A 23,314-nucleotide genomic window follows, 5' to 3' on the forward strand; every position below is an offset into this window, starting at 1 on the left:
AAAACCATAGAATCTCCCACCTGTTGAATGTGCGATACCATGCAGGGAACCGCACAGCAGGAGCAGACATGTCCCACCCCTTTGAAACACTCACCCCCGACCTGGTCCTGGACGCCGTGGAAAGCATCGGCTTTCTCAGCGACGCCCGGGTGCTGGCACTCAACAGCTACGAGAACCGGGTATATCAAGTGGGCATCGAAGGGGCTGAGCCGCTGATCGCCAAGTTCTACCGCCCGGACCGCTGGAGCGACGCGGCGATCCTCGAGGAACACAGCTTCACCGCTGAATTGGCCGAATGCGAAGTGCCGGTGGTGGCGCCACTTATCCACAATGGCAAGACCCTGTTCGAACACAGCGGCTTTCGCTTCACCCTGTTCCCGCGCCGCGGCGGCCGTGCGCCGGAGCCAGGCAATCTCGATCAGCTGTATCGTCTCGGACAGTTACTCGGCCGCCTGCATGGGGTTGGCGCAACCCGCCCATTCGAGCACCGCGAAACACTGGCAGTGGATAACTTCGGCCACGCCTCGCTGGCCACGCTGCTTGAAGGCAACTTCATCCCTAAAAGCTTGCTGCCGGCCTTCGAGTCAGTGGCCCGCGACCTGCTCAAACGCGTCGAGGCCATCTACGCCAGCACCCCACACCAGGTCATCCGCCTGCACGGCGACTGCCACCCGGGCAACATGATGTGCCGCGACGAGGTGTTCCACATTGTCGACCTCGATGACTGTCGCACCGGCCCTGCGGTGCAAGACTTGTGGATGATGCTCGCCGGCGATCGCCACGAGCGCCTGGGCCAGTTGGCCGAGTTGATGGATGGCTACAACGAGTTCCACGATTTCGATCCGCGCGAACTGGCCTTGATCGAGCCCCTGCGCGCCCTGCGCCTTTTGCACTACAGTGCCTGGCTGGCCCGGCGCTGGGACGACCCGGCGTTCCCACGCAGCTTCCCCTGGTTTGGCCAGGAGCGTTACTGGGGCGATCAGATCCTCGCCCTGCGCGAGCAGATGGCGGCGCTGGATGAAGAACCGCTGAAATTGTTCTGAAGCGCGCGCGAGTCTGTCTACAATAGCCCCTGCTTTTAGATAGCTACCTAAGCAAGGAATCTGCATGCACGCCGCCAACCCGCGCCGCGGGTACATCCTGGGCCTGAGCGCCTACATCATCTGGGGCTTGTTCCCGATCTACTTCAAAGCGCTGCAAAGCGTTCCAGCAGTGGAAATCATCGTTCACCGGGTGCTTTGGTCGGCCCTGTTCGGCTCTTTGCTGCTGCTGGTCTGGAAGCATCCGGGCTGGTTGCGCGAACTGCGCGACAACCCCAAGCGCCTGGCGATCCTGGCCTTGAGCGGGTCGCTGATTGCTGGCAACTGGCTGACCTACGTCTGGTCGGTGAACAACGGGCGCATGCTCGAAGCCAGCCTGGGCTACTACATCAACCCGTTGATCAACGTCCTGCTCGGTATGCTGCTGCTCGGTGAACGCCTGCGCCGCCTACAGTGGATCGCAGTGGGGCTGGCCGCGTTGGGGGTAGCGCAACAAGTCTGGCAAGTGGGCAGCCTGCCTTGGGTGTCACTGGTGCTGGCATTGAGCTTTGGCTTCTACGGTTTAATCCGCAAGCAGGCGCCGGTAGCCGCCTTGCCCGGATTGGTAGTGGAAACCTGGATGCTGGTGCCGCTAGCCATCGGCTGGATGCTGCTCAACCCCCTGGCGCACAGTGCCCAGGCCAGCTTCTACACCAGCAGCGAAGCGCTCTGGCTGATCGCAGCAGGCCCGGTAACCCTGGTGCCACTGGTCTGTTTCAACGCTGCCGCACGGCACCTGCCCTACACCACCCTGGGCTTTCTGCAGTACTTGGCGCCCACCCTGGTGCTGCTACAGGCGGTGTGGTTGTTCGACGAGCACTTGTCGAGCAGCACCCTGGTGGCGTTCATGTTCATCTGGGCGGGCCTGGCGCTGTACAGCGTGGATGCCTGGCTGAGCCTGCGCCGACGCCGCTGATCAAAAAACGAACAGCACGCTACAGGCCACGTAAAACGTGGCCTGCAACAACATCTCCCAAGCTTATCCACAGGCGCATCCCCGATAAACCGGGATAACTAATCTTCGGGGCGCAGCTTCAACTCGACCATCAGGTCATCGGCCAACGCCTCCAACTTGCCCTGCAAGACGTCCAGCGACAGCGTCAGCGGCACCGCCAGCAAGGCATCGGCATGGAACAGCGGCTCGCTGCTCATCGGCGCCGGACGCACCTCGGTGGTCAGGCGCTCGACGTTGACGCCCTGATCGGCCAGCAGCCTGGTAATGTCACGAACGATACCCGGGCGGTCATTGCCCACCAGCTCCATGGCGATAGGCTTCCAGGTGCAGGACGGCTCGATACCGCTTTCGGCGATCAGCACGCGAATGTCATATTTCCCCAGCGCCTGTAGCGATTCGACTAATTCATCGTAGGATTCTGCCGGCACCGCCACACGCAGAATACCGGCAAACTGCCCGGCCATCCGCGACATGCGGCTCTCCAGCCAGTTACCGTTATGCTCGGCAATGCATTCAGCGATACGCTCGACCTGCCCGGCCTTGTCGGGGGCGATCACTGTCAGTACGAGATGATCCACGCGGTAACCCTCTGCTTTTACGTTCAGCCCCGAAATCAAAGGGCGCGCAGAAAGTATAGGCAAGGCGCGGCAACCTGCCGCAGGAGCTTGGAATAACTAATCGTGTACTGTTTCAAGATTTATCTGGAACAATCTGCAGTTTTTTTGAGAACATACCGGCTCCCAGCGTGACCCTATGCGACCAAATGGTCGCAGAACGACGTATTTAGTCTAATTTTCACAACCGCAGCGCATCATGTAGTATGCCGCAGCGTTGACTACAAAACGTTGGATCGATGTCTGCCAAGGCGCCTGTGAAAATACGCCAACGCCCGCCAGCCCGTCTGGCAGGCCGCACCCAGCCGCCCATGAGGGCATGTTCTGGTGCCGTGTTTAGAGAAGCGCGCAAGGCTTAAATAGAAGAGCTGAATAGCTGAGCAGAGTGAGGCAAGCAATGACTGAACACGTTCAAGTCGGTGGCCTTCAGGTCGCCAAAGTCCTGTTCGACTTCGTGAACAACGAAGCCATTCCCGGAACTGGCGTCAACGCCGAGCAATTCTGGGTGGGTGCGGAAAAGATCATCAACGACCTCGCTCCAAAGAACAAAGCACTGCTGGCCAAACGTGACGACCTGCAGGCGCAGATCGACGCCTGGCACCAGGCGCGCCAAGGCCAGGCTCACGATGCCGTGGCTTACAAAGCCTTCCTTCAGGACATCGGCTACCTGCTGCCAGAAGCTGCAGACTTCCAGGCCTCGACCCAGAACGTCGACGACGAAATCGCCCGCATGGCCGGCCCGCAGTTGGTAGTGCCGGTGATGAATGCGCGTTTTGCCCTGAACGCTTCCAACGCCCGTTGGGGCTCGTTGTACGACGCGCTGTATGGCACCGACGCCATCAGCGAAGCCGGCGGCGCGGAAAAAGGCAAAGGCTACAACAAGGTTCGCGGCGACAAGGTGATTGCCTTCGCCCGCGCCTTCCTCGACGACTCGGTGCCACTGGCCGCCGGCTCCCATGTCGACTCCAGCGCTTACCGCATCGAAAGCGGCAAGCTGCTTGTCGCCCTCAAGGGTGGCAACAACAGCGGCCTGCGCGACGAAGCCCAACTGATCGGTTACCAGGGCGACGCCTCGGCGCCGACTACGATCCTGCTCAAGCATAACGGCCTGCACTTCGAAATCCAGATCGACGCCAGCACCCCGGTCGGCCAGACCGATCCAGCGGGTATCAAGGACGTGCTGATGGAGGCCGCCCTGACCACCATCATGGACTGCGAAGACTCGGTCGCCGCCGTCGATGCCGACGACAAAGTGGTGATCTACCGCAACTGGCTAGGCCTGATGAAAGGCGACTTGGCTGAAAGCGTCAGCAAAGGTGGCCAGACCTTCACCCGGACCATGAACCCGGACCGTGAATACACCGCACCGAACGGCGGCACCGTAAGCCTGCACGGCCGCTCGTTGCTGTTCGTACGCAATGTCGGTCACCTGATGACCATCGATGCCATCCTCGACAAGGACGGCAACGAAGTGCCGGAAGGCATCCTCGATGGTTTGGTCACAAGCCTTGCCTCGATCCACAACCTCAATGGCAACACGAGCCGCAAGAACAGCCGCACCGGCTCCATGTACATCGTCAAACCGAAGATGCATGGCCCGGAAGAAGCCGCGTTCACCAACGAGCTGTTCGGCCGTATCGAAGATGCACTGGGCCTCAAGCGCAACACCTTGAAAGTCGGCATCATGGACGAGGAGCGCCGCACCACGGTCAACCTCAAGGCCTGTATCAAAGCCGCCAGCGAGCGCGTGGTATTCATCAACACCGGCTTCCTCGATCGTACCGGTGACGAGATCCACACCTCCATGGAAGCCGGCGCCGTAGTGCGCAAGGGCGCCATGAAGACCCAGAAGTGGATCGGTGCCTACGAGAACTCCAACGTCGATATCGGCCTGGCCACCGGCCTGCAAGGTCGCGCCCAGATCGGCAAAGGCATGTGGGCCATGCCGGACCTGATGGCCGACATGCTCGAGCAGAAGATCGCCCACCCGCTGGCCGGCGCCAACACCGCCTGGGTGCCTTCGCCAACGGCGGCCGCATTGCATGCCTTGCACTACCACAAGGTTGACGTGTTCGCCCGTCAGGCAGAACTGGCCAAGCGCGCCCCAGCGTCGGTCGATGACATCCTGACCATCCCGCTGGCGACCGACACCAACTGGTCGGACGAAGAAAAGCGCAACGAGCTGGACAACAACGCCCAGGGCATCCTCGGCTACGTGGTGCGCTGGATCGACCAGGGCGTAGGCTGTTCGAAAGTGCCAGACATCAACGATGTCGGCCTGATGGAAGACCGCGCCACCCTGCGAATTTCCGCGCAGTTGCTGGCCAACTGGCTGCGTCACGGCATTGTCAGCCAGGCGCAGGTTCTCGAAAGCCTCAAGCGCATGGCGCCGGTGGTCGACAAGCAGAACGCCAACGACCCGCTGTACCGTCCGCTGGCACCGGATTTCGACAACAACATCGCCTTCCAGGCAGCGGTCGAGCTGGTCGTCGAAGGCAGCAAGCAACCGAACGGCTACACCGAGCCGGTGCTGCATCGCCGCCGTCGTGAGTTCAAGGCACGTAACGGCCTGTAAAGCGCGCTGGCACCACAAAAGCCTCACACCCCCGGGTGTGGGGCTTTTGTGTTTTAAAGTCCTACACAACACAACGAACAATGCTCGCCAACTTGCAGAGCAGCCCGATTTAACCTGCCTGCACCAGAGCCAAGAATGCAGTTCGACCCAGCCCATACGGTAAAGGATGGACACAGCATGAACGATGCTCCCGGTTTGAATCGGCGCCAGCTCCTGCAGGGCCTCGGGCTGGCCTCGGCAGGGCTCGCCCTGGCCCCCGGGGCAGTGTTCGCCGGGCAAGAAGAACAACTGTTCGCCAACGGTACGCGCCCCTTGGTCGACTACCCCCCAGAAGCGGCCGATGATGCTGATCACCGCGCGGCCTCCGCACCTGGAAACACCCTTCAGTGTCTTCAATGAAAGCCTGCTGACCCCCAATGACGCTTTTTTGTGCGCTACAACCTGGCCAACATTCCTACCAGCATCGACGCTACGCAGTATCGACTGACCCTCAAAGGAAAGGTCGAACGCCCGCTGTCGCTTAGCCTTGAACAACTCAAGCGCCTTGGGCCCGCCATGGAGCTGACAGCAGTCCACCAGTGCTCGGGCAACAGCTGTGGTTTTTCTTCGCCACGGGTGTGGGGCTCACAGGTGGGCCATGGTTCCATGGGCAACGCACGCTGGACCGGCCTGCCAGCATGCCGGAGTCAGGCCCGGTGCGCGCCAGGTGAGCTTCCAGGGCATGGACCAGGCCCAATGGACTGGGCTCGTCAGCAAGATGCGCGACAACTACAGGACGCCTTTGAGCGACAGCGACATACAGAGCATCGGCCTGTACCTGAGTGCAGCCTATGGCAGCGAAGAGCGGGCGCCACTGCCTGTGGCTCAGGCCGGCAATCTGGATGATCTGCTCTCGCGCAATGCCTGCCTTGGTTGTCATGCGCTGGAGCAGAAGATCGTCGGTCCGTCCTTCAAAGACATCGCTCAGCGATACCGCGAACAGCCCGAGGCATTGAGGACCGTGGCCGGGCATATCGGCGAAGGCGGTTCCGGCCGCTGGGGGCAAATTCCCATGCCACCGTTCACTGGCCTGTCCAGCGAAGAGCTTGAGCATCTTGCACGTTACGTTCTTGAGCAATAACCGTGACCTTCTCCCTGGCCACAGTTCACCCATGCCTGCAAATCCTACGCAGCAGGGGGAAATTTAAGCCTCCAATCGATGCCTGCACCTGATAGTCCGCCAAGGCTGGCTTGCCCAACATGGAAGCCCATTAACGCTTGCCAGCCTTTGGAGACAAGGATGTCATCTCACAAGATCGCCACCAGAGATGTAATCGTCATTCTGTTGGTTGCCCTGTTGTGGGGCGCCAACTTTTCGTTCATCGGTACCAGCCTGGGTACCATCGATCCGTACATGCTGACCGCGTTGCGGTTCTTTTTCTGCGTGTTCCCATTGATCTTCTTCATCAGCAAGCCCAAGACCGTCGGCCTGGGCGTCATAGCCCTTTACGGGTTGCTGTTCGGGGCCGGCATGGCCTGGCTGCTCAACCTCGGTATCGCCTGGGGCGTCAACCCCGGCATCGCCTCGCTGCTGCTGCAGTTCAGTGCCTTCTTTACCGTGGGCTGGGGGGTGATGTTCTTTGGCGAAAAGCTCAACCGCATCGAACTCGGCGCCATTGTCCTGGCCCTCGCCGGCCTTGGCCTGGTCATTCACACCAGCGGTGACAACCTGTCGATAACCGGGGTGCTGTTCGTGCTGCTGGCCGCCCTGTGCTGGAGCCTGTGCAACATCATCATCAAGTTGTGCGGGCTCAAGGATGCCTTCGCCTTCCTGGTGTGGTCATGCCTGTTCGCCATCCCTGCGCTGTTCCTGGCCACTTACCTGGTCCAGGGGCCAACGCCCTTTGTACAATTGTTCCAGGGCTATGAGGCATCTACCTACTTCTCGGTCATGTACCAGGCCTACATCTCTACCCTGCTTGGCTACTGGATCTGGAACAAGCAAATGCACAAGTACCCGGTCAGCCAGATTGCCCCTTACTCGATCCTGGTACCGATCTGGGGCCTGGTCATTTCCTGGTGGGTATTCGAAGAGTCAACCAGTGCCGCCAGGCTGGCGGCCATAGGTCTGACCCTGAGCGCCCTGGCCTTGTTCATCAGTGCCAGGCGCCTGGAACTACTGATGGGCAAAACCACCCAACTGACGCCCCGCTGATCCGGTTCAGTCTCTGTGGATGCCCAGCTCGCGCTTGATCAATCTGATCAGGCCCTCCAGTTTTTCGTCGTTCAGGGGTTTGAGCAGGAAATCAACGACACTCAGGTGCATGGCGGCAATGGCATCCTCTACCTCGGCATCACCGGAGACGATGATGATGGGTAGCTCCGCGCGCTTTGACTCACGAATCTTGCCGATCAGATCGAGGCCGTCCAAGGGGGCCATGCGCAGGTCGGTGATCAGCACGCCGACACCCGATTGTCTTTCCAGATACTGCAGTGCGGCCTCGGGTCGCCCTTCAGTGATACAGGCAATGCCGTGGCTCGACAGGTAGGCAGCCAGTGCCTCACGGCTCGCTTTGTCATCATCGACAATCAATACTTTCAGCGGCGCAGCCGCCGGCGCCGTTACCGATGCCAGCGCCTCACGTTCGGCTTCGCTCAGTATGTCGTCATGGTCGGACATGGCTGTCTCATCATCAATGACCTGCAAAAATGTCCTGTGAATCAAGTTCAGACCGCATTCAGATTAGATGCAAACTGCCTTTCGTCGGGTAATTGACACATGACGCAAAGCTTCAACACCCTGACGCCATGTATAGACTTACGTCCAATGGGCACTGGGCAGTCCGCGGCCGACCATGAACAACGACAACAACAAGGTCGATGGTCACAGGTCGGCACAACGACGCGGTAATGCTCATGAGCAAAATGGACGCCTTCACCCAGGCAGGAAAGACTGCGGTCATGCAGAACATCCAGGGGACCATGCAGTTTCTGCAACGCTTTCCACCGTTCAACCAGATGGAGAACGCCCACCTGGCGTTTCTCGTCGAACAGTGCCAACTGCGCTTCTATGCGGCCAATGACAGCATCATCAAGCCCAGCGACGGCCCGGTCGAGCACTTCTATATCGTCAAGCAGGGTCGGGTGGTCGGTGAGCGCCAGCACGTGACCCGCCCTGGCACCGAGACCACCTTCGAAATCACCAGCGGCGAGTGCTTCCCGCTCGCGGCCCTGCTTGGCGAGCGGGCTACCCGCACCGAGCACCTGGCCGGCGAAGACACCTTCTGCCTGCAATTGAACAAAGCCGCGTTCATCCGCCTGTTCACCCTGTCCGAAGCCTTCCGTGACTTCGCCCTGCGTGGGGTGAGCAGCCTGCTCGACCAGGTCAACCAGCAGGTCCAGCGCCGTGCGGTGGAAACCCTTGGTAGCCAGTATTCACTGAACACCCGCCTGGGCGAGCTGGCCATGCGTCACCCCGTGGTCTGTGATCCGGATACACCGCTACGTGAAGCCGTACGCCTGATGCACGAGCAGCAGGTCGGCAGCATTGTCATTGTCGACGAGCAGCGCTTCCCCATCGGCATCTTCACCCTGCGCGACCTTCGCCAGGTCGTGGCCGATGCCAGCGCCGACTTCGCCAGCCCCATCAACCGGCACATGACCGCCGCGCCCTTCTACCTGAGCCCGCAGGCCAGTGCCTTCGATGCGGCCATCGCCATGACCGAGCGGCATATCGCCCATGTCTGCCTGGTCGAAGAGCAGCGCCTGTGCGGCGTGGTATCCGAGCGCGACCTGTTCTCCCTGCAGCGCGTCGACCTGGTGCATCTGGCCCGCACCATTCGCCACGCCAGCCGGGTTGAAAACCTGGTATCGCTACGCGGTGAGATCAGCCAGCTGGTCGAACGCATGCTGGCCCACGGCGCTTCATCGACACAGATCACCCAAATCATCACCCTGCTCAACGACCATACCGTGTGCCGGGTCATCGAGTTGGCCATCGAAGACAAGGGCGACCCGGACGTGCCGTTCAGTTGGCTGTGTTTTGGCAGTGAAGGCCGTCGCGAACAGACCCTGCACACCGACCAGGACAACGGCATCCTCTTCGAAGCCCGTGATGCCGCCCATGCCGCCGAGCTACGTGGGCGCCTGCTGCCGCTGGCCCAGCACATCAACCAGGGCCTGGCGCAATGTGGCTTCAGCCTGTGCAAGGGCAACATCATGGCCGGCAACCCCGAGCTGTGTTTGTCCCGTGCCGAATGGTCGCGTCGCTTTGCCGCTTTCATTCGAGAAGCTACGCCGGAAAACCTGCTGGCCTCGAGCATCTACTTCGACCTGCGGGTAGTTTGGGGCGATGAGCTCGCCTGTGAACAACTGCGCCAGAGCATCCTCGAACAGGTCGCCGACAACCGCCTGTTCCAGCGCATGATGGCCGAAAACGCCCTGCGCCAGCGCCCGCCGGTTGGGCGCTTTCGCGAGTTCGTACTGACCCGCCAGGGCAACGACAAAGCCGCGACCCTCGACCTCAAGGTCCAGGGCCTGACGCCATTTGTCGATGGCGCGCGCCTGCTGGCCCTGGCCAACGGCATCGGCGCCAACAACACCCTGGAACGCTTGCGCCAACTGGTGGCCAAGGAGGTCATCGAGGCGCTCGACGGCGCCGCCTACGAAGAGGCCTACCACTTCATCCAGCAAACCCGTATGCAGCAGCATCAGTTGCAAAGCCGGCAGAACCTTGCGTATTCCAACCGGGTCGACCCCGACAGCCTCAATCATCTGGACCGGCGTATCCTGCGCGAATCCCTGCGCCAGGCTCAACGCCTGCAAAGCAGCCTGGCCTTGCGGTACCAGCTATGAGTCTGTTTGCCTGGCTACGCCCCAATCAACTGCGCCTGGACGAGCAACTGCGCCTGCGCGTGGAACAGTTGGCCGCCCCGGCGCCGCTGGCTGAACACAGCCTGCGCCAGCAACGTTGGGTGGTGCTCGACCTGGAAACCAGTGGCCTGAACCTCAACCGTGACCAGGTGCTATCGATTGGCGCCGTGGTCATCGAAGACGGCGCCATCGACTTCAGCCAGCAGTTCGAGCGCACCCTGCACCAGCGCGACCACAAACTTACTTCCAGCGTGCTGATCCACGGCCTGGGCCCCAGCGCCATCGCCGCAGGCTGCGAGCCGGCCGATGCGCTGATCGATCTCATGGATTTTATTGGCGACAGCCCGCTGCTGGCCTTTCATGCGCCTTTCGACCAGCGCATGCTCGGCCGCGCCTTGAAAGACCACCTGGGCTATCGCTTGCAGCATCCGTTCTTCGATGTCGCCGAGTTGGCCCCACTGCTCAACCCGCAGATCACCCTGCGCGAAGCCGGGCTGGATGACTGGACCGCCTGCTTCAACCTGGAGGTCGCCGAGCGCCACAACGCCAGCGCCGATGCCTTGGTTACCGCCGAATTGGCCCTGATCCTGTTAAGCCAGGCCCGGCGCCAGACACTGGACAGCCCGGCACTGCTCGATCAGCAACTGCAGCGCCTGCGCAGGCGTCGGCAACAAAGTCATGGCTTTTGAACATCATCCGATGAGCGTGAATTGCGTCTTACCGGGAGCATCTGCGACAATCGCGAATAATTCTCGTTAGTTAACGTATCTTTTCGGGGAACGCCTTGTCGTCTGTGCAAAGCCCACACACTGAGCTGGTCGGTGCGCTGTATCGCGACCATCGCAGTTGGCTGCTCGCCTGGCTACGGCGCAGCATCGCCTGCGCCGACCGTGCCGAAGACCTGAGCCAGGACACCTTCGTGCGCCTGCTCGGGCGCGAGCAATTGCCTGCGCCACGCGAACCCCGGGCGTTCCTTCTGGCCATCGCCAAGGGCCTGCTGTTCGATCACTTTCGCCGCGCCGCACTGGAGCAGGCGTACCTGGCCGAACTGATGCTGATTCCCGAAGCCGAGCAACCCTCCCCGGAACAACAGCATCTGATTCTCGAAGACCTCAAGGCCATCGACCGCCTGCTTGGCAAGCTGTCGAGCAAGGCCCGTGCGGCCTTTCTGTACAACCGCCTGGACGGCATGGGTCATGCCGAGATCGCCGAGCGTCTGGGCGTCTCGGTCTCGCGGGTGCGCCAGTACCTGGCCCAAGGCATGCGTCAGTGCTATGTAGCGCTGTACGGTGAGCCGACATGAACAACCAACCGGTTTCAACCCGGGTCCTGGATGCCGCCATCGCCTGGCAGCTCTGCCTGGATTCGGGCAGTGGTAGCGCCGATGAGCGCGCCGAATTCGCCAGCTGGCATGCCGCCAGCGAAGAACATGCCCGCGCCTGGATGCAACTGGGCATGCTTGACCAGCGCTTCAGCGCCGCCGCCGGCCCTGCACGGCAAGCCCTGCTGCAATCACGCGCCGGCCTGCGCCAACGGGTACGCAAGCTGGGCCGCGGCGTGGCCAGCCTGGTGCTGGTGGTTGGCCTGTTGAGCTGGGTCAGTGCCCATCAATCGCTGGGCTATTGGCTGGCCGACCAGCGCACCGGCACCGGCGAGCAGCGTACCCTGCGTCTGACCGACGGCACCCTGATCAGCCTCAACACCCATTCGGCAGTGGATATCCGCTTCGATGGCAAAGAGCGCCTGATTGTCTTGCACGAAGGCGAAATCTCCATCGAGACCGGCCACAAGGATGACCGTCCCTTTGTAGTCAGCACCGCCGATGGCCGCCTGCGAGCGCTGGGCACGCGTTTTCTGGTCAAGCTTGAAGACCAGGGCACGCGCCTGAGCGTGCTGCAGTCGGCAGTGGCCGCCCGGCCACAAAACAGCGGCGACGAACAAATCTTCAAAGAAGGTCAGCAAGTGCTGATGAACCACGACCGTCTGGGCCGGGCTGATGGCCTGCACGCCGGTGCCGATGCCTGGACCCGTGGCATGCTGGTCGTCGACAACGTACGCCTGGCAGACCTGGTCGAAGAGCTGGGGCGCTATCGCAGCGGCCACCTGGGCGTTGCCGCAGAAGTAGCTGACCTGCGCATCACCGGCAGCTTTCCGCTCAATGACACCGACCTTGCGCTGACATCGTTGCTACCGACCTTGCCGGTGCAGATCGAGCAACGCACGCCGTGGTGGGTGACGGTAGTGGCCAAGCACAAGACGCCCTGAAAACCCGTGGGAGCCGGCGTTGCCGGCGATGGGCTGCGTCAGCAGCCCCTTGTGCAATACAAATCAAAATTATTTTCACTCCCCCCTGACACTTTTCCCAACTCACTCGGCAAGGAAGCTAGTTAGCACTTACTTCCGTCGAGGAGCCGCTGTATGTCCCGCACTTTTGAGAACTTCCTGCGTCCCAGCTTGCTGGCCATGGCCATTGCCCTGACAGCACCTCTGGCGAGCAGCCCGCTGATCGCCGCCGAGCAAACGGGCGGCCTGCGCAGCTACAACCTACCTGCCGCCCCGTTGTCTGCCACGCTCAACCAGATTGCCAGCCAGGCCGGCATTGCCCTGGCCCTGGACCCGAGCCTGGCCAGCGGTCGTACCTCGGCGCCAGTCAGCGGCCAGTACGATGCCGTCGGCGCCCTGCAAGCGGCCCTGCGCGGCACCGGCCTGCAATTGCAGCAGAGCAGCGCCGGCACCTACAGCCTGGTCGCCGCGCCCGAGGGTACCGTCGCCCTGCCGGAAACCAGCGTCAACGCGCGCAGCGATTATGAAAGTGCCTGGGGCCCGGCTACCGGCTTCACTGCGACCCGCACCGCAGCCGGCACAAAAACCGACACGCCGATCGTTGAAGCGCCACGCTCAATGAGCGTGATCACCCGCGAACAACTGGACGATCGCCAGGTCCTCAATCTCAACGATGCCCTGCGTTACACCGCCGGCGTGCAAAGCAGCGGCTATGCCTCCGATACCCGCGCCGACTGGCTGCGGGTGCGCGGCTTCGACCCGACCCAGTTCCTCGATGGCCTGCCACTGCCCAAAGGCTCGTTCGCCAACCCGAAAGTCGAGCCGTGGAACCTTGAGCGTATCGCTGTGCTGCGCGGCCCGGCGTCCTCGGTGTATGGCCAGACCCCGCCCGGCGGCATGCTCGATATGGTCAGCCGTCGCCCCCAAGCGCAAAGCGCCCACCAGATCGAGGCTCAGGTGGGCAGCAACAACCACCGCCAGATCAACTTCGACAGCACCGGCAAGATCGACGACGAGGGTCAGTTCCTCTACCGTGTCAGCGGCGTGGTACGCGACAGTGGCGCACCGACCGATCATGTACCGGACAAGCGCTACAACCTTGCGCCGAGCCTGACCTGGAACATGGATGAAGACACCAGCCTGACCTTCATCACCCAGTTCACCCGCGACGATACCGGTATCAGCGGCCAGTTCCTGCCGCTGCAGGGCACCAAGCTGGGCTCGCCGGCGGGTGACATCTCCCACCACAAGAACCTCGGTGATCCGGACTGGGAGTTCTACGATCGCACTTACTACGCCCTGGGCTATGCCTTCGAGCACCGTCTGAACGATGTCTGGCAGTTCCGCCAGAACCTGCGCTACACCAAGAGCGACCTGTCGTTCCAGGGCATCAACGTTGCGACCATGAACAACGGCACGATCCAGCCTGACGGCAGCGTCCCGCGTGAAACCGGTATCGTCAACGAAGACATCAGCCAGTTCGCCGTCGACAATAACTTCCAGGCCGACTTCCAGACCGGCGCCCTGAGCCACACCTTGCTGATTGGTCTGGACCACCAGCGCTCGAACACCAACTACCGCTGGGACTATGGCCTGAGCGGCAGCGTGCCGCCAGGCAATGTGATTAATCCTCCGTACGGCCAGGACTTTTCCAAGGTGTCGTACTTCACCATGTACGACTATGGCCAGAAAACCCGCCAGACCGGCTTCTACGTTCAGGACCAGATCGCCCTCGACAACTGGCGCCTGACCCTGGGCGGGCGTGAAGACTGGATTCACACCGGCACCACCTTCCACAACCTGAACGATGCCACCAGCACCGAGCGCGACAAGGCCTTCACCGGCAACGTCGGCCTGAGCTACGTATTCGACAACGGCGTGACCCCGTACGTCTCCTACACCGAGTCGTTCCAGCCAACTTCCGGCGCCGCAGCCAATGCCACCCAGTCGTTCAAACCGACCGAGGGCCATCAGTACGAAGTCGGTGTCAAATACCAGCCGGTCGGCAGCAAGAACCTGTACACCGCTGCCGTGTATGACCTGCGCCAGGACAACGTGGAAGTCACCGAGGGCAACATCACCCGCCAGGTGGGCCAGTTGCAGGTCCGCGGCCTTGAGCTCGAAGCCACCACCCAGGTGACCGAAAACCTCAAGCTGATCGGTTCCTACAGCTACACCGACACCGAAATCCTCAAGGGCGCAGCCGACGAACAAGGCAATCGCATGGCGCTGATCCCACGCAACCAGGCGACCCTGTGGGCTGACTACACCTGGCACAACGGCCTGCTCGACGGCTTCGGCGTTGGCGGTGGCGTGCGCTATGTCGGTGACAACTACGGCAACACCACCAACACCGATCTGGGTTATGTCGGCTCCTACACCATCTACGACGCGTCGCTGCACTACGACCTGGGCCGCAAGGTCAGCACGCTCAAAGGCATGACTGTCGCCGTCGAAGCCAAGAACCTGTTCAACAAGGATTACCTGGCCAACTGCGACGGCTACTGGTGCTACTACGGTGACGAGCGCAACGTGGTTGCCAGCGTGAACTACAAGTTCTGATGAAAAGCCAGACCATACGCCGCTGGTCCTGGGTTCACACCTGGACCAGCCTGATCTGCACCCTGTTCCTGCTGATGCTGGCGCTCACCGGCTTGCCGTTGATCTTTCATCACGAAATCGACCACCTGCTGGGCGATGCCCCGGTGCTCAAGGAGATGCCAGCCGATACGCCCAAGCTCGACCTGCAGGAGCTGGTGCTCAAGGCCCAGGCCCATCGCCCGGGCGAGGTCATGCAGTACTTTGGCTGGGATGAGGACGACAGCAACGGCGTGATCGCGATCATGGCCGCCACCGCAGGCACCGAGCCGAACTCGTCGCACACCTTCATGCTCGATGCGCGCACAGGCGAAGCGGTGGCAATGCCTTCGGCCAATGGCGGTTTCATGATGACCATGCTGCGCCTGCACGTGGACCTGTTTGCCGGGCTGCCCGGCAAGCTGCTGCTGGCGTTCATGGGCCTGTTGTTCGTGGTGGCGATCATCTCCGGCGTGGTGCTCTACGCGCCGTTCATGCGTCGGCTGAAGTTCGCCACCGTACGCAACGACAAGTCCAGGCGCCTGCGCTGGCTCGACCTGCACAACCTGATCGGTATCGTCACCCTGACCTGGGCGTTGGTAGTAGGGGTAACCGGGGTGATCAGCGCCCTGTCCGACCTTGTCATCGCGGCCTGGCGCAATGAGAGCCTGACAGCAATGGTTGCGCCCTACCGCGATGCACCACCACTGACCCAGCTGGCGCCTGTCAGCCGGGTACTGGATATCGCTGGCGAAGCCGCGCCGGGCATGGTCCCGGACTTCATCGCCTTCCCCGGCACGCGCTTTTCCAGTGAGCATCATTATGCGGTGTTCATGAAAGGCGGCAGCCACCTCACCTCGCACCTGCTGACCCCGGTGCTGATCGATGCCAGTAACTTGCAAGTCACCGCCATCGGTGACCGCCCCTGGTACATGGATGCCATGGGCCTGTCGCAGCCATTGCATTTTGGTGACTACGGCGGCCGGCCGATGCAGATCCTCTGGGCCGTGCTGGATGTGCTGACCATTATCGTGCTGGGTAGCGGTGTGTATTTGTGGGTCGTGCGCCGTCGGGCTTCGGCGCCCGGAGGCAACCAATGAAGCGCAAGTCGTCGAGCCTGTGGGCAGTATTTGCCATGCCCACACTGATCGGCCTGATCAGTGTGCTGGGCCTGTTCGCGGCGTTGCTGGGCGATGGCGGGTGGGACGTGCTGGCCTGGGTGGGATTGGGCTTGCCAGCCTTGTACAGCTTGCGCGGTCTGAGCAGATAGCAATCGCGGGGCAAGCCCGCTCCCACCGTGGGAGCGGGCTTGCCCCGCGATGACGCCGTATCAGTCAGCCAACTTCGGCAGGCATTCATCCAGCCGCCTGTACAAGGCACTACCGCTCGGCCAGTTGCGCAGCAACCGCGCCCGGTCACGGGCAAAGGCCTGGGCGAAGCTCATCTGGGTGGCATGCTGGCACATGGCATCCAGATCAATCAGCGACCATTGGCCGTCCTGCCAGAACAGGTTGTGGCCCTTCATGTCGCCATGGCTGATGCGCTCGTGAATCAACTCACCCAGCAGTTGCTGCAGGGCCTGCAACTGCTGCTCAGGCACTTCGCCAGAGTCGACATAAGGCGCAAAGCAGGCCAACAGATCCGGACCATCGGCGTACTCGGTTACCAGGTAAGCGCGGCTGCGCAAGCCCATGAAGCGCAGTTCCTGCACCGCCAGCGGTTTGGGCGTGGCGATGCCAAGAAACTCCAGGCGGTGCCCTTCGATCCACGAATGCCAGGCCCGGCTAGGGCGCCAGAAACGTTTGAACCAGTGAGCGGTGTTCTTGATGTTGTAGCGCTTGAGCACCAACGGCCGGCCATCGATATCAACCCGCGCCACACTGGCAGCTCCACCGGTCTTGAACAGGTGGCCCTGGTCGATCAGGGTATCGGCCTGTTCCAGCACCGGCAGCATGGCGGCCATTTCCGTGCGGCGAATCGAACGCAGCCCTGAAGGGCCACGCTCGACGCTGAACAGCGTACACTCGCGCCCGGCCTTGTCGAGGTAATCCTTCAGGCGCCAGTTGCGGACCTTGTCGATCTGCTTCTGCAGGGTTTCCAGCGGCAGCGCGTGCTCGGCGTTGGCCAGCAGGTAATGCACCAGCAGCTCTTCGATAAAAGGCTCAAGGCGCTTGGGCAACTGGGCGAACAGCACCCCGAGGTTCTGCAACACTTGCTGACGCGACAGCGGCTGGCCAAGGGTTTCGGCCTTGATCCCGGCGCCATCGATCAAATACAGCTGACCATTGTGGCGCAGCAGATTGTCCAGGTGCAGGTCGTCCTGCCACAGGCCCTTGGCATGCATCTGCGCCACGGCGCTCAGCGCTTCGCCCAGCACCAGGTGCTGTTCATCAGCCAACGGTGGCAGGGCTTCGACTTCAGCCCAGGCATCGGCCAGGCTCACTGCCCCTTCAAGAAACTCGAACAGCAGCCAGCCACCCTCGCCTTCGCGCAAGCCATCGGCCAGCAGCAGCGGTGTGGTCAGGCCTTGGGCGGCCAGCAGCCGTGCACCTTCGAGCTCACGTTGGAAATGGCGGGCGGCGCTGTTGCCGACCAACAGTTTGGCCAGCACCGGCTTGCCGCGCCAGATCCCGGCGCCAACGTAACGCTGGCCCGGTAGCACCCGCAGCAGGCTGAGCAACTGCAGCTCGGCGCTGCCAGCGGCATCGGCCAGGCTGATATTCAGGGGCAGGTCCGGGCTACGCCCGGCATCCTTGAGTTCGGACAATCGCATCAGCGCGCCTCTTTCTCACGGCGGCGGCGCGTCAGACGCTGCAGCCAGGTATCGACCAACGCACTGTCGGTGGGCTGGTCCAGATAGGACGAAAGCATCACCCGCACTTCAGCTTCACTCCAGATCGGCGCCCGGCGCAACAGCGGTTCAAGGTCTTTGAGCCGGTCGCGCATGCCCAACAGCAGCGGCCGGGTTTTCTCCAGGTCAATCAGTTGTGCCTGCCAGCCATCGCTACGGGTGCGCAGAAAGATATGCTTGGGGTAGAAACAGCCATGCACCTGATTCGCCGCGTGCAGGGTCCGCCCCAGCTGCCCACAGGCACGCAGAATGCCCTGGCGTTGGCCGATGTCCAGTTGCGGCCACTGCGCCAGCAGGCTGTCGAGGTCGCTCCAGTCGTCCAGGGCGCGGGTCATGAGAATCGCCCGGCGCTCGCCTTCAACCTTGCGCTCGCCGTAGTACACAGCCTGCAAAGCCGGGATACCCAGCTTCTGGTAGCGGCTGATATTGCGAAACTCGCGGGCGAAGGTCGGCTCGCCGAACGGTCGGTGCAAGGTGCGGGTCAGGTAGTCGCTCTGGCGCTTGAGGTAATAGCCCTTGCCTTCAAGCTCCAGGCGAAAGACGCTGCTCCAGCCACCACGGCCGGTATTGGGCTCATCCACCGCGTCGAGCTGCAAGGCCCACAGCTGGTCGAAGCCATTTAGGCCATGGCGCTCAAGCAGTGCCATATCGACACTGGCGAGAAAATCAGTCATTCGCGTCCCTCGAAAAACGTCACCACATGACGAATGCGGCGCTTGTCCGACGCATTCAGACGCTCGCGCCCGCGGTACTGCAGGTAAAAGCGCAGACGCTGGGTATTCGACAAGTGGTACTTGGCGACTTTATCCAGGCACGCAAGGTCTTTGGTGATGCGGTAGCGCAGCATGAAGCCCCACCAGAAATCGCCGGTCGGGCAGTCGATGAAGAATAGCGTGGCCTGGTCATCCACCAGCAAATTGCGCCACTTCAGGTCGTTATGGGTGAAGTGGTGGTCATGCATGATCCGTGTGTGCCGGGCCAGTTGGCGACTGATGTGGTCTACCCAACCGCGATCGACCAGGCGTGCATCGTTACGCTCGGCCAGCGCCGACAGGTCTTCAGTGCGCGGCAGCTCGCGGGTGATCATCGCCCCGCGGCCAAAGGCCAGGCCATTGCGCTCAAGGCCAAAGGCGACCACCTCGGCAGTGGGAATGTCCCACTTGGCGAACTGCTTGAGGTTCTGCCATTCAGCCTTGATCCGCGGACGCCCCAGGTAGCGGCGCAGGCCTTTGCCGGCGCCGGTGTAACGTTTGACGTAATAGTTGACCCCGTCACGCTCGACCCGGATCACCTCGCTCAGCGGGTCACGCGTCAAACGCTCGCCCTGAAGGCCGAACACCGCGTCGAGACTGCCGAAATCCTGCGCCAGGGCCTGATAGCCAGGCTCCAGTTTCCAACCCGCCATCAGAGCGCGTCTCCGTACCGTTGTTTACGCTCGTAGAGTTTCTGCGCCTTGCCTTCCAGCCAAGCCAGCAGCCCGGCTTCTTCAGCGAGGATCTGCCTTAGCGGTTGCTGGAAATAGCCACGCAAGAAACGCAATTTGTCACGCCGGGTCAGGCCGATGTCCAGCGCCGAGAAGTACAGTGCGGCCAGGTCCTTGTCACGCCAGCGGCGGGAGATTTTCGCGCGGGTCTGAGCGCGGTGCAGGTCGATAACCGACAGTTTGAAATCATCGGCCGTCACCGGCCGGTCGGTGTGCAGCAGGAAATGGCAGATGTAGCAGTCGCGGTGGTTGACGCCTGCGCGGTGCATCATGCCAGTCATGCGCGCCACTTCAGCAATCAGTGCACGCTTGAGACGCGGCTGCGGCGGCTGCTTGAGCCAGTCGATGCTGAAGTCTTCCAGGCTTACGGTCGGCGCCAGCTCTTGGGTGACAATGAACGAATGCTGGGTCGCCGGGTTTTCACCACGCTCGCCATAGGCGACCGCCGTCATGGTCGGCACGCCGACTTCATGCAAGCGCTGGATGGCCTGCCATTCCTGGCCGGCACCAAGTACCGGCAGCTTGGCGGTGAACAGGTTCTTGAAGATCTCGCCCCAGCCAATGCCGCGGTGGATCTTGACGAAGTAGCCACGGCCTTCGACTTCGGTGCGCAGGGTACGGCGGCCTTCCAGCTCGCGGTACACCTCGCCCTGCAGGGCCTCGACGGCCTCAAAGGCATCGCGCCCGGCCCACAGGCGCTTGAACGGCTCAGCCAGTATCAGTTTCATGCGCGCTCCTGCGCCAGGATCACATCGGCGGCATGCTCGGGCATGCTGTAGAGGTCCGCGCTGTCGGCAAACGCCAGGCCATTGCGCGCCCACTCGGCACGGGCATTGCCGTCGTCGAGCATGCGTTGCAGGTAGCGGTTGAGTTGCTCCTGATCGAACGGCTCATCGAGCACCAGGCCGCTGTCGGCTTCAGCAATATAATGGGCATAGCCACACACCGCCGAGACCAGCACCGGCAACCCGGCAACCAGCGCTTCGAGCAACACAGTACCGGTATTCTCGTTGTAGGCGGGATGAATCAGCAGATCGGCGCCGAGCAGAAAACGCGGGATATCACTGCGCCCCTTGAGGAACTGCACCTGATCGGTCAAGCCCAGAGTCGCGCTTTGTAGCTGGAATACCTTGGGGTCGTCCTGGCCAATGACCATCAGTCGCGTGCGCTTGCGCAGGGCCGACGGCAAGGCGGCCAGCGCCTTGAGGCTACGGTCGACGCCCTTGGTCTTGAAGCCCGAGCCGATCTGCACCAACAGCAACTGATCATCTTTCAGGTCGAATTCACGGCGGAACTCGGCGCGAACCTCGGCAGCATTGGCCGGCGCGCGACGATCCTGGCTGATGCCCGGCGGCAGCAGGTGAAAACGCTCGCTCGGCGTGTCGTAGTGCTTGATGAACAGCGGCTGCTGGACTTCAGAGATCATCAGGATCTGGGTCTTGGCCTCCTTGGCGAACACCGCTCGCTCGTACTCGGCAAAGTGCCGGTAGCGGCCCCAACGCCGGTACAGCGAATTGCGCAGGTTCTGCGCCTTGTCCTCGAAGCAGCCGTCGGCGGCGTAATAAACGTCCAGCCCGGGCATCTTGTTGAAACCAATCAGGCGGTCGACCGGGCGCTTGGCCAGGTCCGCTTCCATCCAGGCGCTGAGCTTCTCGTTGCGCCGATGGTTGAACAGCGCCTTGACCGGCGCCACCAGCACTTCAAAGCCCTCGGGCACATCACCCTCCCAGATCAGCGTGTAAACACGGATCTGGTGACCGCGACGCTGGCACTCCAGGGCAATGCGCATGAAGTCGCGCTGCAGGCCACCGAAAGGGAAATATTTGTACAGAACAAAAGCCAGTTGCATCAACGAACATCCTCAGCCAGCAGCAACGCGCGCAATTGGCTCGCCACACGCTCGGGATTCAGGCGAGTGAAGCACAGCGGCCACTCGCGTTTGAGATCGAACCGGCGCTGATCGTCAGCACTCGGTTTATAAGTACATTTTTTCTGCAGGCACGGCGCACAGGCAAAGTCGCTGGCGATGTGCACCTGGGACTTGCCATAGGCCCCGGTAAGCCCCGGGTTGGTCGGGCCAAACAGCGACAGGGTCGGTACATCCAGTGCCGCCGCCAAGTGGCCGAGGCCAGTATCCACGGCAACACAGGCCTTGGCCGCAGCCAATACCCGGGCCACACCCACCAGGTTGAGCTTGGGCAACACCTGGCAGTTGTTCAGGCCCTTGGCGATACGCTCGGCACGTGCCTGCTCGGCTGGGTTGCCCCACGGCAGGCGTACTTGCAGACCTTGTTGCCCCAGACGCTCGGCCAACTGGCGCCAGTAGGCTTCGGGCCAATGCTTGGTCGCCCAGGTGGTGCCGTGCAGGAACACCACGAACGGCGCCGCTGGCGGCAGTTGCAGGCGGTTCAGGTCCAGGCCGTAGTCGCCAAGGCCGGGCGGCAGGTTGTAACCCAGGGCCAGGGCAAACAGCTGGCGCACTCGCTCTACCGCATGCTGGCCGCGCTCCACAGACAAACGCCGGTCATAGAAACGGCTGGACAGCCCTTCACGGGCCGAGTAGCGGTCCATACCGGCCACCGGCGCCTTGACGTAACGGGTCAGCCAGGCCGATTTAACCAGGCCTTGGGCGTCGATCACCAGGTCGTATTTGCTCTCGCGCAGACGCTGCTTGAACTGGCGCCATTCGCCACTCTTGAAGGTCTGCCAGAGGTTTTTGCGCCAGCGGCGGATGGCTACCGGAATGATCTTGTCCACTGCCGGGTGCCAGCCGGGGATCTCGGCGAAGCCTTCTTCCACCACCCAGTCGAAACGGATACCGGGAATGGCCCGGGCAGCGTCGGTCAGCGCCGGCAGCGCATGGATCACATCGCCCAGGGACGAGGTCTTGATCAGCAATACCCGCACTTAATCGACCTCGGCCATGACATCGAGCAGGCTTGGGCCGTTCAGGCGCTGCAGCGCAGCTTCCACGGCTTGCGGCTCAAGCTGACGCAGGCAGTTGTAATGGCCGAAACGGCAGGTACGGTCGAAGCAGGGGCTGCAGTCCAGGCCCAGGCGCACCACCTCGACCTGATCGGCCAGGGGTGGGGTAAAGCCCGGCGAAGTCGAGCCGTAGACCGCCACCAGCGGACGGTTCAGCGCCGCCGCCACGTGCATCAAGCCGGAATCGTTGGACACCACCGCGTCGCTGCACGACAACAGGTCGATAGCCTCGGCCAGCGAGGTCTCGCCGCTGAGGTTGACCGCTTCTTCGCGCAGGCCCGGGATCAAGCGGGCGCGAATGGCCTCACCGACAGCGTGGTCGTTCTTCGAGCCGAACAGCCAGACTTGCCAGCCTTCGCGGATCTTGCTCTCAGCGACCTTGGCGTAATGCTCCGACGGCCAGCGCTTGGCCTCACCGAACTCGGCGCCAGGGCACAGCGCCAATACCGGGCGGTCCAGGCTCAGGCCGAACTTGGCCAGGGCCGCGTCGCGGCTTTGCGCCTGAATCTGCAGGCTCGGTCGCGGGTACGGTTGTGCCAGCTCAGTACCTGCCGGATAGGCCAGGGCCATGAAGCGCTCGATCATTAGCGGATACTTGGCTTTGTCGAGCTTGCGCACATCGTTGAGCAGGCCGAAACGCAGCTCGCCGCGCCAACCAGTGCGCTTGGGGATGCCGGCAAAGAACGGCACCAGCGCCGATTTGAGCGAGTTGGGCAGCAGAATCGCCTGGTCGTACTGGCCGGCCAGGGATTTGCCGATACGCCGGCGCGTCGCAAGCTCCAGCGCGCCATGGCCGAGCGGGAAGCTCAAGGCCTGGCGCACTTGTGGCATGCGCTCGAGGATCGGCCGGCTCCACTCGGGCGCCAGCACGTCGATCACACATTCCGGATGACGCTGCTTCAGGCACTGGAACAGGGTCTGCGCCATTACCATGTCGCCCACCCAGCTGGGGCCAATGATCAAAATTCTCATGCTTTATCCAGAAACGATCAGGGAGGCTGCAAACTGTCCGTAAACAGCCTGGCCTCCCCTCTTTATATTCAGGCTATATGTCGACCAGT

22 protein-coding genes and 1 pseudogene are annotated in these 23,314 nt (G+C 62.1%); 14 read left to right on the top strand and 9 right to left on the bottom strand.

Annotation, left to right across the window (positions count from 1 at the left end):
• The first annotated feature begins 68 nt into the window (after positions 1–68).
• Together M5G17_RS00760 and rarD are read left to right on the top strand one after the other, a co-directional pair.
• A complete protein-coding gene (locus tag M5G17_RS00760) occupies positions 69–1,043 on the top strand; it encodes a serine/threonine protein kinase (protein WP_273891131.1) in 975 nt (324 codons plus the stop codon).
• Positions 1,044–1,107: 64 nt separating this feature from the next.
• A complete protein-coding gene (gene rarD, locus M5G17_RS00765; protein WP_273891132.1) occupies positions 1,108–1,995 on the top strand; it encodes an EamA family transporter RarD in 888 nt (295 codons plus the stop codon).
• Between the two features lie 98 nt (positions 1,996–2,093).
• On the opposite strand, the gene M5G17_RS00770 is transcribed toward rarD, so the two are convergent.
• Positions 2,094–2,612 (bottom strand): glycine cleavage system transcriptional repressor, encoded by a 519-nt coding sequence (locus tag M5G17_RS00770; RefSeq protein WP_273891133.1) that lies wholly within the window; start codon positions 2,610–2,612, stop codon positions 2,094–2,096.
• Between the two features lie 433 nt (positions 2,613–3,045).
• Between M5G17_RS00770 and M5G17_RS00775 the strand changes: the two genes are divergently transcribed.
• From M5G17_RS00775 to M5G17_RS00795, 5 genes and pseudogenes are all read left to right on the top strand, one after another.
• Positions 3,046–5,223, top strand: a complete 2,178-nt coding sequence (locus M5G17_RS00775; protein ID WP_273891134.1) for a malate synthase G — start codon at positions 3,046–3,048, stop codon at positions 5,221–5,223.
• A 177-nt stretch (positions 5,224–5,400) separates the two neighbouring features.
• Positions 5,401–5,622 (top strand): twin-arginine translocation signal domain-containing protein, encoded by a 222-nt coding sequence (locus M5G17_RS00780; RefSeq protein ID WP_273891136.1) that lies wholly within the window; start codon positions 5,401–5,403, stop codon positions 5,620–5,622.
• Between the two features lie 30 nt (positions 5,623–5,652).
• Positions 5,653–5,841, top strand: a pseudogene (locus M5G17_RS00785) (molybdopterin-dependent oxidoreductase); the annotation flags it as partial.
• A gap of 103 nt (positions 5,842–5,944) precedes the next feature.
• A complete protein-coding gene (locus M5G17_RS00790; protein WP_273891372.1) occupies positions 5,945–6,343 on the top strand; it encodes a c-type cytochrome in 399 nt (132 codons plus the stop codon).
• A gap of 159 nt (positions 6,344–6,502) precedes the next feature.
• The gene (locus tag M5G17_RS00795; protein ID WP_273891137.1) at positions 6,503–7,417 is read left to right on the top strand and encodes an EamA family transporter; all 915 of its coding nucleotides are present in this window, start codon (positions 6,503–6,505) and stop codon (positions 7,415–7,417) included.
• Between the two features lie 6 nt (positions 7,418–7,423).
• On the opposite strand, the gene M5G17_RS00800 is transcribed toward M5G17_RS00795, so the two are convergent.
• On the bottom strand, positions 7,424–7,882 hold the full coding sequence (locus tag M5G17_RS00800; RefSeq protein ID WP_273891373.1) for a response regulator: 459 nt from the start codon (positions 7,880–7,882) through the stop codon (positions 7,424–7,426).
• 236 nt (positions 7,883–8,118) lie between these two features.
• Between M5G17_RS00800 and M5G17_RS00805 the strand changes: the two genes are divergently transcribed.
• From M5G17_RS00805 to M5G17_RS00835, 7 genes are all read left to right on the top strand, one after another.
• Positions 8,119–10,056 (top strand): DUF294 nucleotidyltransferase-like domain-containing protein, encoded by a 1,938-nt coding sequence (locus tag M5G17_RS00805; protein WP_273891374.1) that lies wholly within the window; start codon positions 8,119–8,121, stop codon positions 10,054–10,056.
• Positions 10,053–10,763, top strand: a complete 711-nt coding sequence (locus M5G17_RS00810) for a 3'-5' exonuclease (RefSeq protein ID WP_273891138.1) — start codon at positions 10,053–10,055, stop codon at positions 10,761–10,763. The genes M5G17_RS00805 and M5G17_RS00810 overlap by 4 nt, the downstream gene beginning before the upstream one ends.
• 95 nt (positions 10,764–10,858) lie before the next feature.
• Complete coding sequence (locus M5G17_RS00815; RefSeq protein WP_273891139.1) at positions 10,859–11,377, top strand: RNA polymerase sigma factor; 519 nt, start codon at positions 10,859–10,861, stop codon at positions 11,375–11,377.
• Positions 11,374–12,339, top strand: coding sequence for a FecR family protein (locus tag M5G17_RS00820; protein WP_273891140.1), 966 nt, complete (start codon positions 11,374–11,376; stop codon positions 12,337–12,339). The genes M5G17_RS00815 and M5G17_RS00820 overlap by 4 nt, the downstream gene beginning before the upstream one ends.
• 153 nt (positions 12,340–12,492) lie before the next feature.
• Positions 12,493–14,919 carry a TonB-dependent siderophore receptor gene (locus M5G17_RS00825; RefSeq protein WP_273891141.1) on the top strand — a complete coding sequence of 809 codons (2,427 nt, stop codon included), beginning with the start codon at positions 12,493–12,495 and terminating at the stop codon, positions 14,917–14,919.
• Positions 14,919–16,034 carry a PepSY-associated TM helix domain-containing protein gene (locus M5G17_RS00830; RefSeq protein WP_273891142.1) on the top strand — a complete coding sequence of 372 codons (1,116 nt, stop codon included), beginning with the start codon at positions 14,919–14,921 and terminating at the stop codon, positions 16,032–16,034. Before M5G17_RS00825 ends, M5G17_RS00830 begins: the two co-directional genes overlap by 1 nt.
• Entirely contained in the window at positions 16,031–16,204 is a 174-nt protein-coding gene (locus tag M5G17_RS00835; RefSeq protein ID WP_273891143.1) for a hypothetical protein, read from the top strand. The genes M5G17_RS00830 and M5G17_RS00835 overlap by 4 nt, the downstream gene beginning before the upstream one ends.
• A 60-nt stretch (positions 16,205–16,264) precedes the next feature.
• On the opposite strand, the gene M5G17_RS00840 is transcribed toward M5G17_RS00835, so the two are convergent.
• The 7 genes from M5G17_RS00840 to waaF are packed head-to-tail and all read right to left on the bottom strand — an operon-like array spanning position 16,265 to position 23,225.
• On the bottom strand, positions 16,265–17,707 hold the full coding sequence (locus tag M5G17_RS00840) for a lipopolysaccharide kinase InaA family protein (RefSeq protein ID WP_273891144.1): 1,443 nt from the start codon (positions 17,705–17,707) through the stop codon (positions 16,265–16,267).
• Positions 17,707–18,459: a lipopolysaccharide kinase InaA family protein gene (locus tag M5G17_RS00845; protein ID WP_273891145.1), complete on the bottom strand. Its 753-nt coding sequence runs from the start codon at positions 18,457–18,459 to the stop codon at positions 17,707–17,709. The genes M5G17_RS00840 and M5G17_RS00845 overlap by 1 nt, the downstream gene beginning before the upstream one ends.
• On the bottom strand, positions 18,456–19,190 hold the full coding sequence (locus tag M5G17_RS00850; protein ID WP_273891146.1) for a lipopolysaccharide kinase InaA family protein: 735 nt from the start codon (positions 19,188–19,190) through the stop codon (positions 18,456–18,458). The genes M5G17_RS00845 and M5G17_RS00850 overlap by 4 nt, the downstream gene beginning before the upstream one ends.
• Complete coding sequence (gene rfaP / locus M5G17_RS00855) at positions 19,190–19,996, bottom strand: lipopolysaccharide core heptose(I) kinase RfaP (RefSeq protein WP_273891147.1); 807 nt, start codon at positions 19,994–19,996, stop codon at positions 19,190–19,192. Before rfaP ends, M5G17_RS00850 begins: the two co-directional genes overlap by 1 nt.
• On the bottom strand, positions 19,993–21,117 hold the full coding sequence (locus M5G17_RS00860) for a glycosyltransferase family 4 protein (RefSeq protein WP_273891148.1): 1,125 nt from the start codon (positions 21,115–21,117) through the stop codon (positions 19,993–19,995). The genes rfaP and M5G17_RS00860 overlap by 4 nt, the downstream gene beginning before the upstream one ends.
• Positions 21,117–22,175, bottom strand: a complete 1,059-nt coding sequence (waaC, locus tag M5G17_RS00865) for a lipopolysaccharide heptosyltransferase I (protein WP_273891149.1) — start codon at positions 22,173–22,175, stop codon at positions 21,117–21,119. The genes M5G17_RS00860 and waaC overlap by 1 nt, the downstream gene beginning before the upstream one ends.
• Positions 22,176–23,225, bottom strand: coding sequence for a lipopolysaccharide heptosyltransferase II (gene waaF / locus M5G17_RS00870; protein WP_273891150.1), 1,050 nt, complete (start codon positions 23,223–23,225; stop codon positions 22,176–22,178). It lies immediately after the preceding gene.
• Positions 23,226–23,314: the final 89 nt, after the last annotated feature.

Source organism: Pseudomonas rubra (assembly GCF_028656935.1).
In the GTDB taxonomy this organism is placed as follows: Bacteria; Pseudomonadota; Gammaproteobacteria; order Pseudomonadales; family Pseudomonadaceae; genus Aquipseudomonas; species Aquipseudomonas rubra.